The sequence below is a fragment of the Listeria cossartiae subsp. cayugensis genome, from assembly GCF_014229095.1.
In the GTDB taxonomy this organism is placed as follows: Bacteria; Bacillota; Bacilli; order Lactobacillales; family Listeriaceae; genus Listeria; species Listeria cayugensis.
The window spans coordinates 25,664-43,319 of record NZ_JAARZC010000001.1; the positions used below are offsets into that span (position 1 = coordinate 25,664).

At 39.1% G+C, this 17,656-nt stretch carries 12 protein-coding genes; all 12 read left to right on the forward strand.

Going from position 1 to position 17,656, the window contains the following annotated elements; all coding sequences use genetic code 11:
* Positions 1-29: 29 nt before the first annotated feature.
* The gene (rpoC, locus tag HCB49_RS00135; RefSeq protein WP_149049082.1) at positions 30-3,635 is read left to right on the forward strand and encodes a DNA-directed RNA polymerase subunit beta'; all 3,606 of its coding nucleotides are present in this window, start codon (positions 30-32) and stop codon (positions 3,633-3,635) included.
* A 75-nt stretch (positions 3,636-3,710) separates the two neighbouring features.
* On the forward strand, positions 3,711-4,256 hold the full coding sequence (locus HCB49_RS00140; RefSeq protein ID WP_185557029.1) for an HAD family hydrolase: 546 nt from the start codon (positions 3,711-3,713) through the stop codon (positions 4,254-4,256).
* Between the two features lie 65 nt (positions 4,257-4,321).
* Entirely contained in the window at positions 4,322-5,782 is a 1,461-nt protein-coding gene (locus tag HCB49_RS00145; RefSeq protein WP_185603683.1) for a glycoside hydrolase family 1 protein, read from the forward strand.
* Positions 5,783-5,966: 184 nt separating this feature from the next.
* Positions 5,967-7,112: a hypothetical protein gene (locus HCB49_RS00150; RefSeq protein ID WP_185603685.1), complete on the forward strand. Its 1,146-nt coding sequence runs from the start codon at positions 5,967-5,969 to the stop codon at positions 7,110-7,112.
* A 258-nt stretch (positions 7,113-7,370) separates the two neighbouring features.
* Complete coding sequence (locus HCB49_RS00155) at positions 7,371-8,825, forward strand: InlB B-repeat-containing protein (RefSeq protein ID WP_185603687.1); 1,455 nt, start codon at positions 7,371-7,373, stop codon at positions 8,823-8,825.
* 127 nt (positions 8,826-8,952) lie between these two features.
* Positions 8,953-10,581 carry an InlB B-repeat-containing protein gene (locus HCB49_RS00160; RefSeq protein WP_185603689.1) on the forward strand — a complete coding sequence of 543 codons (1,629 nt, stop codon included), beginning with the start codon at positions 8,953-8,955 and terminating at the stop codon, positions 10,579-10,581.
* 125 nt (positions 10,582-10,706) lie between these two features.
* The gene (locus HCB49_RS00165; protein WP_185603690.1) at positions 10,707-11,843 is read left to right on the forward strand and encodes an ArgE/DapE family deacylase; all 1,137 of its coding nucleotides are present in this window, start codon (positions 10,707-10,709) and stop codon (positions 11,841-11,843) included.
* Between the two features lie 148 nt (positions 11,844-11,991).
* Positions 11,992-13,491, forward strand: a complete 1,500-nt coding sequence (locus HCB49_RS00170; RefSeq protein ID WP_185603692.1) for a leucine-rich repeat domain-containing protein — start codon at positions 11,992-11,994, stop codon at positions 13,489-13,491.
* 100 nt (positions 13,492-13,591) lie between these two features.
* Positions 13,592-14,008, forward strand: coding sequence for a MarR family winged helix-turn-helix transcriptional regulator (locus HCB49_RS00175; protein ID WP_008946675.1), 417 nt, complete (start codon positions 13,592-13,594; stop codon positions 14,006-14,008).
* A gap of 6 nt (positions 14,009-14,014) precedes the next feature.
* Positions 14,015-14,974, forward strand: coding sequence for a ring-cleaving dioxygenase (locus HCB49_RS00180; protein ID WP_185481569.1), 960 nt, complete (start codon positions 14,015-14,017; stop codon positions 14,972-14,974).
* Between the two features lie 71 nt (positions 14,975-15,045).
* Positions 15,046-15,681: a histidine phosphatase family protein gene (locus HCB49_RS00185; RefSeq protein ID WP_185603695.1), complete on the forward strand. Its 636-nt coding sequence runs from the start codon at positions 15,046-15,048 to the stop codon at positions 15,679-15,681.
* A 73-nt stretch (positions 15,682-15,754) separates the two neighbouring features.
* Complete coding sequence (locus HCB49_RS00190; protein ID WP_185603697.1) at positions 15,755-17,641, forward strand: ABC transporter permease subunit; 1,887 nt, start codon at positions 15,755-15,757, stop codon at positions 17,639-17,641.
* Positions 17,642-17,656: the final 15 nt, after the last annotated feature.

Sequence of the window (17,656 nt, forward strand, 5' to 3'; positions counted from 1 at the left end):
GCTCCAAACTAATTTAGGAGGTTGGGCACTTGTTAGATGTTAATAATTTTGAGTATATGAAAATCGGTCTGGCATCTCCAGATAAAATTCGTTCATGGTCTCATGGTGAAGTAAAAAAACCTGAAACCATCAACTACAGAACGCTTAAACCTGAACGTGACGGCTTATTCTGTGAAAGAATTTTTGGACCAATGAAAGACTGGGAATGTTCTTGTGGTAAATACAAACGTGTTCGCTATAAAGGCGTAGTTTGTGACCGTTGTGGAGTAGAAGTAACGAAATCAAAAGTCCGTCGTGAACGTATGGGCCATATTGAACTCGCAGCTCCTGTTTCTCACATCTGGTACTTCAAAGGAATTCCAAGCCGTATGGGTCTTGTTATGGATATGTCCCCACGTGCATTAGAAGAAATTATCTACTTTGCATCCTACGTGGTTACAGAACCAGGCGATACTCCGCTTGAAAAGAAACAACTTTTATCTGAACGTGAATACCGCGTTTACCGCGAAAAATATGGTAAAGGTTTCTCAGCTGGTATGGGCGCAGAAGCTATCAAAAAAATCTTAGCTGATATCGACTTAGAAAAAGAAACAAATGATTTAAAAGAAGAACTGAAATCCGCACAAGGTCAACGTCGTACTCGTGCGATCCGTCGTTTGGAAGTTATGGAAGCTTTCCGTAATTCCGGCAACAACCCAAGCTGGATGGTACTTGACGTGCTACCAGTTATTCCACCAGAAATTCGTCCAATGGTACAACTTGAAGGTGGCCGTTTTGCAACAAGTGATTTGAATGACTTATATCGTCGGGTAATCAACCGGAACAACCGTTTGAAACGCCTACTTGATCTAGGTGCACCAAACATTATCGTGCAAAATGAAAAACGGATGCTACAAGAAGCTGTCGATGCTTTAATTGACAACGGTCGTCGTGGTCGTCCAGTAACAGGTCCAGGTAACCGTCCGCTTAAATCCCTTTCTCATATGCTTAAAGGGAAACAAGGTCGTTTCCGTCAAAACTTACTAGGTAAACGTGTCGATTATTCTGGTCGTTCCGTTATCGTAGTTGGACCTAACTTAAAAATGTACCAATGTGGTCTTCCAAAAGAAATGGCGCTTGAATTATTCAAACCATTTGTTATGAAAGAACTAGTTGGACGCGGCTTAGCGCATAACATTAAGAGTGCTAAACGTAAAATCGAACGTATGGCTCCAGAAATCTGGGACGTATTAGAAGAAGTTATTCGTGAACATCCGGTATTACTTAACCGGGCGCCTACGCTTCACAGACTTGGTATTCAAGCATTTGAACCAACTCTAGTTGAAGGTCGCGCAATCCGTCTTCACCCTCTTGTATGTACAGCTTACAACGCTGACTTTGATGGTGACCAAATGGCGGTTCACGTTCCTTTATCCGCAGAAGCACAAGCAGAAGCACGTATTTTAATGCTTGCAGCTCAAAACATTTTGAACCCTAAAGATGGTAAACCAGTTGTAACACCTTCCCAAGATATGGTGCTAGGTAACTACTACCTTACTTTAGAACGTGAAAATGCTGTCGGTGAAGGTACTATCTTCAAAGATATCAATGAAGCACAACTTGCGTATCAAAACGGCTATGTACACTTGCATTCTCGTATTGCTGTATTTGCTGGTTCGATTCCAAATGAACGTTTCACTGATGAACAACGCAACCAATTATTAATTACGACTGTTGGTAAACTGATTTTCAACACAATCTTACCAAAATCGTTCCCTTATATTAATGAACCAACGAAATTCAACTTAGAAATCGAAACACCAGCTAAATATTTCGTTGATACTACAACAGACGTTCGCGCGCATATTGCTGCACAAGAACTAATCGATCCATTCAAGAAGAAAATCCTCGGTAACATTATCGCGGAAGTCTTCAAGAAATTCCATATTACCGAAACTTCAAAAATGCTTGACCGTATGAAAGATCTTGGTTTCAAAATCTCGACTAAGGCCGGCATGACAGTAGGTATTGCGGATATCTTAACACTTGAAGAAAAACATGAAATTCTTGAAAAAGCACATGATACTGTTGAAAAAATCACTAAATCATTCCGTCGCGGTTTGATTACAGATGATGAAAGATACGAACGCGTTATCGGTGTATGGAATGCTGCCAAAGACGAAATTCAAGGAAAACTGATCTTGAGTTTGGACCGCTTAAACCCAATCTTCATGATGCAAGATTCCGGAGCTCGTGGTAACATCTCCAACTTTACACAGCTTGCTGGTATGCGTGGACTGATGGCTGACCCATCCGGACGTATCGTAGAATTGCCGATTACATCTAACTTCCGTGAAGGTTTAACGGTCTTAGAGTACTTCATTTCTACCCATGGTGCGCGTAAAGGTCTTACCGATACAGCCCTTAAAACAGCCGATTCCGGTTACCTTACTCGTCGTCTTGTTGACGTGGCTCAAGATGTTATCATTCGTGAAGACGATTGTGGCACTGACCGCGGTCTTACAATTAAGGCTATTCGTGAAGGTACTGAAATCATCGAACCACTTGAAGAACGTCTGGAAGGTCGTTATTCTCGTAAAACAATTCGTCACCCAGAAACAAAAGAAGTTATTGCACGTGAAAATGACTTAATTACAGAAGCAATTGCCACTCAAATCGTTGACGCTGGCATTGAAGAAGTAACTATTCGTTCTGCATTCACATGTAATACAAAACACGGCGTATGTAAAAAATGTTATGGTAAAAACTTGGCAACTGGTACAGAAGTCGAAGTTGGAGAAGCAGTTGGTATCATCGCTGCCCAATCTATCGGGGAACCAGGAACTCAGCTTACTATGCGTACTTTCCATACAGGTGGGGTTGCCGGAGACGATATCACGCAAGGTCTTCCACGTATTCAAGAAATCTTTGAAGCACGTAATCCGAAAGGGCAAGCTATCATCACTGAAGTTGGCGGTGAAGTTGTTTCTATCGAAGAAGGTCGTGATCGTCAACAAGAAATCACTATCCAAGGTACAGATGACCGCCGTTCTTACAACATTCCTTACACTGCTCGCTTGCGTGTAGAAGAAGGAACTATCGTAGAACGTGGGGAAGCTCTAACTGAAGGTTCTGTGGATCCTAAAGCCTTGATTCGTGTTCGCGACGTATTATCCGTTCAAGAATATCTACTTGCAGAAGTACAAAAAGTTTACCGTATGCAAGGGGTAGAAATTGGCGATAAACACGTTGAAGTAATGGTTCGTCAAATGTTACGTAAAATCCGCGTAATGGATACTGGTGATACAAACATCTTACCAGGTACATTAATGGATATTCATACGTTTACTGAAGCCAACCGTGAAGCTATCTTAAGTGGTAGCCAACCAGCAACAGGTCGTCCAGTTCTTCTAGGGATTACAAAAGCTTCCCTTGAAACTGATTCCTTCTTGTCTGCCGCATCATTCCAAGAAACAACTCGTGTCTTGACAGATGCTGCAATCAAAGGTAAACGTGACGAACTTCTAGGACTTAAAGAAAATGTTATCCTAGGTAAACTTGTTCCAGCTGGTACAGGTATTGGTCGTTACCGCAAACTGAAATCCGAAGTTATCAAGGAAACAGCTGAAGTAACTGACGAAATCACAAATATTTAATCTTACAAAGCCAAGTGTGCGATTCGCGTACACTTGGCTTTTTTTGTTATACTCATATAAAAGGAGTGAAGTGATTTGATTACACATGTTATTTGGGATATGGGCGAAACATTAAACACTATACCAAACACAAGATACGACCATCACCCTCTCGATACGTACCCCGAAGTAGTGCTACGGAAAGACGCCAAAGAAACGCTCGAAAAAGTAAAACAACTCGGATTCAAACAAGCCATTCTTAGCAATACCGCAACTAGTGACACGGAAGTAATTAAACGCGTCTTAACCAATTTTGGCATCATCGATTATTTTGACTTCATTTACGCCTCTAATTCCGAACTTCAACCAGGGAAAATGGAAAAGCCTGACAAAACAATTTTCGACTTCACCTTAAATGAACTGCAAATTGATAAAACGGAAGCAGTCATGGTCGGAAATACATTTGAAAGTGACATTATTGGCGCGAATCGTGCGGGAATCCACGCAATTTGGCTGCAAAATTCAGAAGTCTGTTTGCAAGAAGAACGCCAGCCCCTTGTTGCACCACCATTTGTTATCCCAGTTTGGGACCTGGCCGATGTTCCCGAAGCCCTTTTATTATTAAAGAAAATTTCTGCTTGACCTGTAATGCATTACACAGAGTAGACTAAAAAAGTAGAAGAAATTAGCCGGAAGGGGCGAACGAAATGACTGAAGTGAAAAAACAATTTCCAAAAGGATTTTTATGGGGTGGAGCAACTGCTGCGAACCAAGTTGAAGGCGCTTACGATTTAGATGGGAAAGGCCTTTCCACAGCAGATATGGTCAAATTCATTCCAAAAGAAGAACGCACACGAGATCACGCACTAGACGTATCTAAGGCAGAAATCGAAGCAATTATTGCAGGGAAAGTAGAAGGCAGATTCCCTAAACGTGAGGGCGTAGATTTTTATCACCATTATAAAGAAGACATTGCATTATTTGCCGAAATGGGCTTTAAAACGTTCCGTTTATCACTAAACTGGGCGCGTATTTTCCCGAACGGTGATGACAAAGAGCCAAATGAAAAAGGGCTTGAATTTTATGATAAAGTATTTGATGAATTATTAAAATATGACATTGAGCCACTTGTAACGCTTTCTCACTATGAAACACCATTAAATCTAACTTTAAAATACAACGGCTGGGCTGATCGTCGCGTTATCGGATTTTTCACGAACTACGCTGAAACAGTTTTCAAACGTTATAAAAACAAAGTGAAATATTGGCTAACTTTTAACGAAATCAATGTTATTTCACTTAGCGCATATACTGGTGGGGGTGTGCTTTTAGAAGACGCGAAGAATCCACTTGAACTTTCTTATCAAGCAGGACATCACCAATTCGTAGCCAGTGCTCTTGCAACAAAATTGGCGCATGAAATTATTCCTGGATCACAAGTTGGGTGTATGTTAGCTCGTATGGCGACTTATCCTGCGACTAACAATCCAGATGACATCCTAAAAGCACAATACGAAAACCAACAAAATCTATTTTTCACAGACGTACATGCTCGCGGTGAATATCCAAGCTTCATGAACCGTTTCTTCCAAGAAAACGACATCCACATCGTAAAAGAAGTTGGCGATGACGAAATCTTAAAAGCACACACTGTTGATTTCATTTCATTCAGCTACTACATGTCCCTATCCGCAACAGCTAGCCCAGAAGGCGACCGCTCTGCCGGAAACTTAATGGGTGGCGTGAAAAATGAATACTTGGAGTCGTCCGATTGGGGTTGGCAAATTGACCCTAAAGGCTTACGCTGGACACTAAATGATCTTTATAGCCGCTACGAATTACCACTTTTCATCGTGGAAAATGGCTTAGGTGCTTATGATACAGTAGAAGAAGATGGCAAAATCCATGACGATTACCGCATTGACTACTTGCGCAAACATATCGAACAAATGAAAGAAGCACTTGCTGACGGCGTAGATTTAATGGGTTACACAAGCTGGGGTCCAATCGACCTAGTAAGTGCCTCCACAAGCGAAATGTCCAAACGTTACGGCTTCATCTACGTAGACCAAGATGACTGGGGCAAAGGAACATTAGAACGCTCCCGCAAAGATTCATTCTTCTGGTATAAAAAAGTAATTGAAACAAATGGTGAAGATTTAGATTAATAGGTAGAGTGCAGTCTCGCTTTGGCGGGGCTGTTTTTAAATCTAAAAGTTTAACTAGTTTACAAATTTCCAGAACAATTAGAAAATATTTGTTTTATTCCTAAAATGCTGTTGTATCAGGTGCTACGCTATGCTATAATTCGGCGAAAGAACTTATAATACAGCATAGAGAGGCGACATAGGAATGAAAGTACAATTAAAATCAAAATTCCATTTAGTGATGTTGATTGTTATTGTTTTATTATCAACATGCCTTACTTTTTCGATTGCAAAAAATATTTATAGACTTGATCCTGCGGCAGAAAAACCAATGAGCGATTATAGCATGGAGCTCCTTGATATGTTTGAAAATCATGCATCCTACTTTGATACAGTAATGACAGAAAAAGAAATTAAAGAAAAATTTCAAGAACCGAATTATCTCACACCGAATGAACTGATAGAACTAAGCGACAAACCTTATGTAGAAGAATTATATGTGGTAGATCAAAATTATTTAAATGAATTAGCAGAGGACTTTTCAAAGATGGAAGTATTAGCACTTCCAGAAATAATTTCAAGTTCTCCCAATTATGAAGCTGCTTTTGTTGTTGCTAAAAGTAACTTAATCAAAGGACGTTTGCCTAAAGATAATAAAAATGAAGTTGCTCCATCGATAAAGCAATTAGAAAAGTTTTATCATATTGACACAGATATAGAAAATCTACTGGGCAAACAAATAGATATCAAAGGTAATTTATATAAAATTGTTGGAATAGTGGACTCTACTGTAGCAGCAATGTCATTTTCAGATGAAGCGCAACAATATGGGGCAGTAAAAGTAGACCATAATAGCTCAGAGAAGTTAAATGAAATCGTATCAAATGCGGACAATCCTAGAATCAGTAACATTTTTATCAACACATCAACAAAAAAGCCACTAGAATTGTTGGAATATCTAGAAGCATATGGGCCAAGTTATCAATATGCTTCTAATTACATAGATGAAATTCTCCAGAAGCATTTATATTTGGATATAGTAATGAATGTAATTCCGGGTGCTATCACTTTTATCACTCTTGCAGTTTTAGTAATCTTTGTTTTTGGCAGAAAACCATATATTGCAAAAATGGCTGATTTAGAGGAAAAGCCAAGGAAAAGGTACTATCTAATCATGGCTTTAGATTTTGCGGCAGTTCTACCAATCTGCATATTAATACAACTCTTCATTGTAAAAAGTAGTTATGGTATGTTATTACTATTTATTTCATTAATAATTTTATTCATCTATTTATCGCAAGTTCTTTATTGGTTCAACCATTGGGCGAAAAAACAGCTAAGCAGCAAATAATGTTGCTTGGCTGTTTTTTTCCAAATTCCCATAAGAAACAAATTCCTCAAAATTAAAAAAAGAAAGTTCAACTTATTGTCACACATTCGGCTAAGATGGGTCTGGTGCGAGAAAAAAGGAAGAGCGTCTTCTGTTATAATTCTAATTATTCAACAAAGACTAGTAATATTTTTCACGCCAATTCAACCCAGATAGCATAAATTTAAGGTGTGGTTAAAAGTGAATAGTCCACTTAGCCAAATTTAAGGAGACGATAAAATGAAAAGAAGAAAATCTTCATTACTACGCATTATGTATGTAGTAACAGCTATCTTGGGTATTAGCTTATGGGTCAATATGAGTCAGGGATTGGAAGTTCAGGCAGAGAGTATTGCTGAGCCGACGCCAATTAACAAAATCTTCACGGATCCAGCATTAGCGGACGAGGTGAAGGCGGAACTTGGAAAAACTAGTGTCGCTGATGAAGTTACGCAAACAGAGTTGAATCAGATAACTAAACTTGAAGCAGACGGCAAGGGAATAAGTTCAATAGAAGGAATACAATATTTAACTAATTTGAACATGTTAGGTTTGACCGACAATCAGATTACTAATCTTGTACCGCTTGCACATCTTGAAAATTTAGAGTCTTTATATTTAGGAGATAATAAAATTAGTGATGTGGCGTCACTTTCAGGATTGACACAGTTAACATTCTTACAATTATCTATTAACCAAATAAAAGATGTGACGCCTCTTGCTAAGCTAACGAACTTAAATTATTTAGATTTACGGGAAAATCAAATAAGTGATGCAAGCCCATTAGGTAATATGATGGAACTAACCACATTGAAAATTGATAAACAACAAATAACAGTTGCTCCAGTCCTATACCAATCTAATTTAGTTGCACCTGATATGTTGAAAAATGTATTTGGGGAAGTAGTGCCGCCAACGACGATTAGTAATAACGGAACATTCGCTAGCTCGAATATTACTTGGAATCTAGATAGCTATACTGGCGAAGTAAGTTATAATTTTAATCAAACAGTTACACTTGGCGCTAAAGGGAAGGTTACTTTTGCGGGGACGGTAGTTCAGCCGATTACAGAAGCGTATGTGACTACTTTTGATATTAATGGGGCGACAACAACGGAAAATACAGCAGTGAATACTTTAATAACAGAGCCAGCCGCGCCGACAGAACAAGGTTATACTTTTGACGGTTGGTACGATGCGAAAACTGGCGGGAATGAATGGGATTTCGCAGCAGACAAAATGCCAGCTGAGAATATGACACTATACGCGCATTTCACGAGAAACAGCTATACAGCAAATTTCGATATTGATGGAAAAACAACGAGTCAAACAGTGAATTATCAAGCTTTACTACAAGAACCAACTACTCCAACAAAAGAAGGTTACACATTCACAGGATGGTATGACGCAAAAACTGGTGGGAATAAATGGGATTTTGCAACAGGTAAAATGCCAGCCGAGAATATGACTTTATACGCTAGATTTACTAAGGATCCGAGCTCAGATACGATTACAATTACACCCGGAAAAGATGATAAAGGCGACAAAGACGGCACAACAATTACAGCTAACCAGGGTGAAAATACTAAGCTTCCAAAAACGAGCGGTAATTCGAGCATGATTCCTGTTTTAGTAGGGACATTATTCCTTGGAAGCGCAGTGGTACTTTTACGAAAAAACACAAGTAACCTTTAAATGAAGTAGATTTGGTTTCTATTTTCTATAGGAACCAAATCTTTTTTGTTAAGTAAGACTAAAACAGGGTATTTACTTGTTAAATGGTTCCAAAGAAATGCTTAATTATATTTTAAGGAGAGGGATTATGGAAAAACAATCGAATTCGATATTCAAAATTGTTTTAATGGTAACAGCTGTTCTAGGAATTAGCCTCTATATAACTACAAGTCAAGGTGCGGAGGTACGAGCAGAGAGTATTACTCAGCCAACACCAATCAATGAAATTTTCCCAGATCCTGTTATTGCGAATGATGTGAAAACACTTGTTGGGAAATCTAATGTGACGGATACTGTTTCGCAAAGTGATCTAGATGGAGTAACTCGTCTAGCGGCAGTCAGTGCAGGAGTAACAACAATAGACGGCATGCAGTACTTAAACAATTTGTCAGAATTAGAATTAAAAGATAATCAAATAACAGATTTAAGTCCAATTGAAAACTTGAAGAATCTAACAGAGCTTTCATTATCTGGAAATCCATTAAAAGATGTGAGCTTAATCGCAGGAATCAAAAGTATAAAAACACTTGACCTTGTTTCCACACAAATTACAGATATAACACCACTTACAGGCCTATCTAATTTACAGGTGTTATATTTGGATCATAACCAAATAACAGATATAAGCCCAATTGCCGGCCTATCCAATTTACAATATTTATCAATTGAATATACCCAAGTAAGTGATTTAACACCGATTGCTAACTTATCTAAATTAACAACTTTAAATGCGAGTGATAGCAAAATAAGTGATATTTCACCACTCGCTAGTTTGCCTAATTTAGTAGAAGCTCATTTGAAAGATAATCAGATAAGCGATGTTAGTCCACTTGCAAATATACCAAACTTAGTTAACGTCACTTTAACGAATCAAACAATAACAAGCGATCCAGTACTTTATCAAACTAATCTAGTCGTGCCTAATGCTGTAAAAGGTCCTTCTGGCGCGCCTATTGCACCAGCTACTATAAGTAATAATGGAACTTATACGAGCCCAAATTTAACATGGAACTTAGCTAGTTTCACTAATAATGTCAGCTATACATTTAATCAACCAGTCACTTTCAAAAATGCAACTGTTCCTTTCAGCGGGACAGTCACGCAACCATTAACAGAAGCGTTCACAGCTATTTTTGATGTTGACGGCAAGCAAACGAGCATAACAGTTGGTGCCAATGAATTAATAAAAGAACCGACCGCGCCGACAAAAACAGGTTATACGTTCACTGGCTGGTATGATGCAAAAACTGGCGGGAACAAATGGGATTTTGCGACAGATAAAATGCCAACCGAGGATATTACATTGTATGCCCAGTTCACGATTAATAGCTATAATGCCACGTTTGATGTTGATGGAACAACAACCACCCAAAAAGTAGCTTATCAAGCATTATTAAATGAACCAATTGCACCAACAAAAGCAGGCTACACGTTCAAAGGTTGGTACGATGCGAAAACTGGTGGAACTAAATGGGATTTTGCTACTGGTAAAATGCCGGCCGAAAATATAATATTGTACGCCCAATTTACGAAAAATGATGATCCGAATACTAATCCAACTGGAAATGATAATGGTACATCGAATCCAAACAGTTCAGGCGACAATACTTCACTTCCAACAACTGGAGATGAAAACACGATGATTCCAATTTTTGCTGGAGCAGTTCTTATCGGCATCGGCTTAGTTGTATTCCGCAAAAAACGCCAAACAAAATAAATTTTAAAAAATGGTTTAGCCCCGAGCTGAGCCATTTTTTTATTGTGAGCAGAAGAAGATATTAGTTTGCCTTTTTATATAAAGGGAAAACATAGGATGGAATTCATAGAAAGAGGGCGTGAAATATGGACCGACAAAAAAAGCTTCAAATTTTAAAAGACATGGTAAATATTAATTCGACTAATGGACATGAAGAGCAGGTTGCGAACTATTTGCAGCAGTTGTTAAGTGAATACGGGATTGAATCTGAAAAGGTGCAGTATGACGTGGACAGAGCCAGTTTGGTTAGTGAAATTGGTTCTAGCGACGGGCCGGTTTTGGCTTTTTCAGGGCATATGGATGTGGTTGATGCGGGAGATGAGTCCAAGTGGAAGTTCCCACCTTTTGAAGCAACGGAGCATGACGGGAAAATCTACGGACGTGGTGCCACTGATATGAAATCAGGTTTAGCAGCGATGGTTATTGCGATGATTGAACTTCAAGAAGAGAAGCAAAAGTTAAATGGAAAAATTAGATTATTAGCAACAGTTGGTGAAGAAGTCGGTGAACTTGGTGCAGAACAACTAACGCAAAAAGGGTATGCAGATGATTTAGATGGATTGATTATTGGTGAACCAAGTGGGCATCAGATTGTGTACGCCCATAAAGGATCGATTAATTACACCGTTAAATCTACTGGAAAAAATGCCCATAGTTCGATGCCGGAATATGGTGTGAATGCGATTGATAATTTGCTGCTATTTTATAATGAAGTAGAAAAATTTGCGAAATCAGTCGATGCGACAAACGAAATATTAGGCAATTTTATTCATAACGTCACCGTAATTGATGGTGGAAATCAAGTAAATAGTATCCCTGAAAAAGCCCAACTTCAAGGGAATATTCGCTCGATTCCAGAAATGGGTAATGAAACAGTGAAACAAGTGCTAGTGAAGATTATTAATGAGTTAAATAAACAGGAAAATGTGAAATTAGAGTTGCTATTTGATTATGACAAACAACCAGTATTTAGCGATAAAAATTCAGAGCTAGTAAATATTGCTAAACGTGTAGCTAGTGACATTATCAAAGAAGAAATCCCTTTACTTGGTATTTCTGGAACAACGGATGCAGCAGAATTTACCAAAGCGAAGAAACCATTTCCAGTAATTATTTTTGGGCCCGGAAACGAGACGCCTCATCAAGTAAATGAAAATGTTTCTGTGGAGAATTATTTAGAGATGGTGGATGTGTATAAACGAATTGCCGTAGAGTTTTTATAAAAAAGCTAAAATGACAAAAAATCGACACTTTTAAAGGAAATGACACGTAAAAAAGTCTTTTATGGAACAAAAAATTTAATCTTCCCTGTGTTAATATTAATTTGAAATGCGCAAATGGTGTAAATTAATTAACAGATAGGAGACTACAATGAAGATAAAAACTTTACTAGTTCGAGTCGGGATAACAGTAACTATGGCTTTGGGAATTAGCTTGTGGCTAGGTATGAGTCCGGAAATTGATGCCAAAGCAGCAAGTCTTGCACAACCGACGCCGATTAATGAAGTGTTTCCTGACCCTCAAATGGCTTTAACAATGGAGACTAAACTTGGGAAAGCGAGTGTTACAGATCTTGTTTCCCAGAGCGAATTAGATGCTTTGACGCAATTGGAAACGAACTTACCAATAGAATCCATCGAAGGAATTCAGTATTTGACAAATTTAACAAAATTAAATATAAGTAATGCTGGTGTAAGTGATATCAGCGATTTAAAAGATTTAACGAAATTAACAGACTTAGAAATGTATCAAAACAATATAGTTGATACAAGTGTTTTGGAAAACTTAACGAATTTAACATATTTAGATTTGCACGATAACAAAATAACGGATATAAGTGCTGTGAGGAATTTAACAAATTTAGTTCACTTAAACTTAGCTTATAATCAAATAAGTGATATAAGCGCCGTGTCTGCTCTAAGTAAGCTAAACATGGTATGGTTTACAGAGAATCAAATAAGTGATATCAGTCCAGTTGCTAATTTAACTAATCTAACTAGCTTGAGTTTGGATCATAACCAAATAAGTGATATAGGCGCACTGACAAACTTAACGAATTTAGACGGTCTCGGTATAGACAATAATCAAATAAGTGATATAAGCCCACTTGCTAATTTGACTAATTTAGACTATGTTGGTTTGCATAATAATCAAATAAGTGATCTAACACCGATAGCGAATTTAACGAATTTGACACGTATGTATTTATCCGGTCAACAAATAACTAATAAGCCACTGCCGTATCAAAACAATATCGTTATTCCAAATAATGTGAAAAATAATAAGCAAGAAATTGTTGCACCACTGGCAATAAGCGACAATGGAACCTATGATAATACTAACGTTACTTGGAATCTAGCTAATTATGTTAGTGAAGTGAGCTATACTTTTTCGCAAGTGGTAACGATTGGTAGTGCCACAGAAACTTTTAGTGGTGTAGTAAAACAACCTTTAGAGATGTATACGGTGAGTTTTGACGTTGATGGAGTAGTAACTAAAGAGACGGTAGGTGCATATACGTTATTAACTGAACCGACAGCGCCGGAAAAAGAAGGCTACACATTTACAGGATGGTATGACGCTAAAACTGGTGGAACTGAATGGGATTTTTCCACTGACAAAATGCCGGCCAACGATCTTACTTTATATGCTCAGTTTAGCTTGAATGAGCACTCGGAAAATCCGACTGATGATCCTGACAAAGAGACGCCAAGTGATACTACCAAAAATGCTGGTGGACAGGCTCAGGCTACGAATAATGTCAATATTTCATTGCCAAAAACAGGTGATAGCCAAAATTCTCTAGCTGTTTTCATGGGAATACTGCTTCTCGGTACAGGGATTGTTTCTCTTTATAAAATACGCAATTAACTAAAAGTCTAGTATTTGTTTGTAAACAGGTGCTAGACTTTTTTCTTGCATTTCATTTAGTTTAGGACTAAACTAATAATATCAAGAGGAGGGGAAGAGCATGGTGAGAAAAGAAGAACGGCTAGGGGTTTTGCTTTGGTTTCGGTTTAGTCGTTTTTATAATCGAAATATGAAGCTAACCAACCAGAATTTACGAGCTGTAGGGATTTCAACGGCGCAGTTTGATTGTATTGCTCAGATTGGTTTGGACAACGAGATTACGCAGCAGCAACTTGCCGAAAAATTAGTTGTAACGAAGGGAAATGTTACCCAACTCCTCGCAAAATTAGAGCAATTAGGTTATATTACGCGGACGAAGACGGGACGCGAAAAACATATTACTTTAACAGAAAAAGGCCAAGCGTGTTACCGCGAAAACGTGCCAAAACAAGAAGCTTTTCAACAGGCGCAATTTGATAAATTAACGAGAGACGAACAAAAAGAACTACTCAAGCTATTAAAAAAATTAGGAGAGTGATTATTTATGAAATTAACGGGAATTCATCACGTATCTATTTTTACAGCGAATGCACGAGCAAACTTTGACTTTTATACAAAAATAATGGGATTGCGATTAGTGAAAAAATCGGTCAACCAAGACGATCCATATACGTACCACCTATACTATGGTGATGAAATTGGCTCGCCGGGGACAGCGCTAACTTTCTTTGAAGTGCCGAACATGGCCAAAAATCATCCATCACGCAATGCGATTTCGCAGCTTAGTTTACGCGTGCCAAACGATGAAGCTTTGCGTTATTGGGATAAAAGACTCGATGAGCATCGTATTTTCCACAGCAAACCAATCGACCAATTCGGGCGCAAAATTATTCGCCTAAAAGATACGGATGGCTTGCCGGTCAACTTGATTTCCGATGAAACAAGCACGCAAACAACCGAGGTTTCCCCTTGGGAGGATAGCCCAGTACCAGCAGAATACGCGATTCGCGGACTTGGCCCAGTGCGCTTCTCCGTTTTCAAAAAAGAGAAAACAGACCGCCTATTAACAAAAGTTTTAGGCTTCGAACGCATTGGCGCATACGAGGAAGATGATAAATTATTGACTGTTTTTAAAACTGGTGATGTCGGACTTGGCGGCGAAGTTCACGTGGAGTCGCGACCTGATTTAGAGCAAGGCAACCTAGGTGCTGGCGGAATTCACCATGTTGCGTTTCGCGTACCAACAGATGGCGACTTAATTGGCTGGACTGAGACAATTCAAGACCTTGGCTATAAAAATTCCGGCTACATCGATCGTTTTTATTTCCATTCCTTGTACTTCCGCGAAAGCAATGGTATTTTAATCGAACTAGCAACTGACGAACCAGGTTTCCAAACCGATTTCGCGAAAGAGCATGGCACATATGTTGATTTGCCGCCGCATTTGGAAGAGCGTCGCGAAGATATTTTAGCGCATTTAAAACCACTTGATACCGACAAATAAATAAGAAAACCTTGAAAATATGCCTATTCATGATACAATTTTAGAAGAATGTGTAATTAGGAGGCAGAATTTTGGCAGAAGGTTTACGTAGAATTTATTTTGTAAGACATGGTAAAACAGAATGGAACATGACTGGACAAATGCAAGGCTGGGGCGATTCTCCGCTAGTTGCAGAAGGTATCGACGGTGCCAAAGCAGTCGGTGAAGTCTTGAAAGATACACAAATTGATGCCGTTTATACGAGCACAAGCAAACGCACGCAAGATACTGCGGCTTACATTCTCGGCGACCGCGAAATCGAAATTCAACCACTTGAAGAACTAAAAGAAATGAGTTTTGGAACGTGGGAAGGCGTTACGGTAATGGAAATTGACGAAAAACACCCCAAAGAACGTGCGCAAATCCTCCATGATCCAAAAGCCTACACAGCAGAAATAAACGGAGGCGAGACTTATTATCAGCTTGCCGAACGACTACTACAAGGCGTTGACAAAATCATCGCTGAAAATCCAAGCGGAAACATATTAGTCGTTTCTCACGGAATGTCGCTAACGCTATTATTATATTTGCTACAAGGCGGAACCATCGAAGACCACCGCAAAGAAGCACCAAGAATTTTGAACACAAGTATTAGCATCGTAGAATACCAAAATGGCGAATTTTCGCTAACAAAATTAAATGAAATTGGTCATTTAGACTTAAAATAACTAGAATCTCGGGCATATCTCATTAGAGGTGTGTCCTAGATTTATAAATAAGAGAGAGCGAGAAATAATACATATGAAAAGAATTGTCAAAATTTTTCTACATTATTTATTAGGAATTTTAGGAATTATTTTAATCAGCTGTGTTCCCGCGATATTCAGCAAAGTGACATCCTGGTCATCGAGCACGTATTTCGAGGCCCTCAAGTCTATTTTCTCTGCCATTTTACATCCAACAAAATGGGAAATAAGCTACCAAGGAGCCGCCGAAGTTTTCCACGTGTCTTTAGCAGATTTTATCGCAGGACCGTATTTCTACTCGATGAAAATTATCGTAGCGAGCTTGCTTATTGCGCTAATCGTCGCCTACCTTTTAGTCCTAGCAACATTCCGTGGACCCAAATGGTTGCGCCACGGTTTAGACGGCTTTTTATCGATACTTCAAGCATTCCCGGATTTTTCTTTTATCTTCCTTATTCAAATGGCCGTCGTCTACATATATCAACAAACCGGCGTATTCACCTTGAATTTTTACAGCTTAAACGGCGAGCAAATATATGCCGCACCAGTCGTCTGCTTATCAATCATCCCAACCGTGCTCTTTTACAAAATGATGATGCTCCTCATGAAAAATGAATGGCAAGCTGACTACATCCAATTAGCGCGCGGAAAAGGCTTAACTGACAGAGCAATTTTACTGCGCCATGCCACACCAAACATGATGCAAAGTTTATTTTACCAATCAAAAACCATCGTTTGGTTTATTCTAAGCGCCTACCTCGTTGTAGAATTTTTGTTCGGCATCGAAGGCGTGCTCTACTATTTGCTAGCAGGATTTAGCCCACTAAACATTTTCCTAGTATTAGCACTCGTTTTCACCCCATTTTACTTTTTTTATGCACTACTGGACCTATGGATTAGCCGCGGGAAAACCACCGAGAGCGCAAACGTTACCCGAATCCCGCTACATTGGAACAGCTTCCAGAAGACCTTTGCGGGAAAAGTAAACCTTAAAAGCAAATGGCGAAACTTTGTAGTAACGACCGGCCAGCTCCTAAAACGTCCGTCTTTCAGCATTCCGCTGATCACACTTAGTAGCTTACTAATCGCAAGCCTTATTTATGGACTCATGGGAGACAAAATCAACTCGCTTAAATTCATCAGTGATGCGACCGGACGAGTAACCGATATGGCGCCATTCAAACCCAATTCGCAAGTCTGGCTAGGCACCGACCAAGCCGGCAACTCCATTCTCGACCAATTACTAGTCGGCATCAAATACACACTACTCGTCGCTGTCATCATCGCAACGCTACGTGTCGTAATTGGTTACATTGTGGCAGTGCCGCTCGCGTTTTTCAGCAAGCCACGAACCCGCAATTTCGTTCAAAGCATAGCGGACGGGATGCATTATCTGCCACTGTCGCTACTCGTATTTATTATCATGGTCAACGAATTCATCAGCTATTCCGGCGTTTTCGAAACAAGCCTATTGACGCGAATTAGCTTCCAAATTTTAATCATGGTAGTCATCGTGCTGCCAATTACAACCAACCGAATCAGCAGTGAAATTTCCCAAGTTTTGAAAAAAGAGTTCATCCTGAGTGCGCTCGTTTTTGGCGGAAATGCTCGCTGGATTTTAACCAAGCATATCAATCCACAAATATGGTCTAAATTAATGTTGATTTGGATTGAGCAACTCATTCAAACTTTGCAGATGTTCGTGCATTTGGCTATCTTTGGCATTTTCATCGGCGGGGCAATCATGGGCGCGGATGACGGTATGCTAAACCCTGTTATCCCTGAATTATCTGGCCTAATCGCCAACGCTAAATTCGTTTTCGCCAATCATCAATTCTGGATAATTTTACCTCCATTAGTCGTATTTATGATTTTAATTCTCTGCTTCCAAATGATGGCAAATTCGCTGTTGAAACGGGAAGAAGAAAGTAAAACAGCCTAGTTCTATAAAAGAACT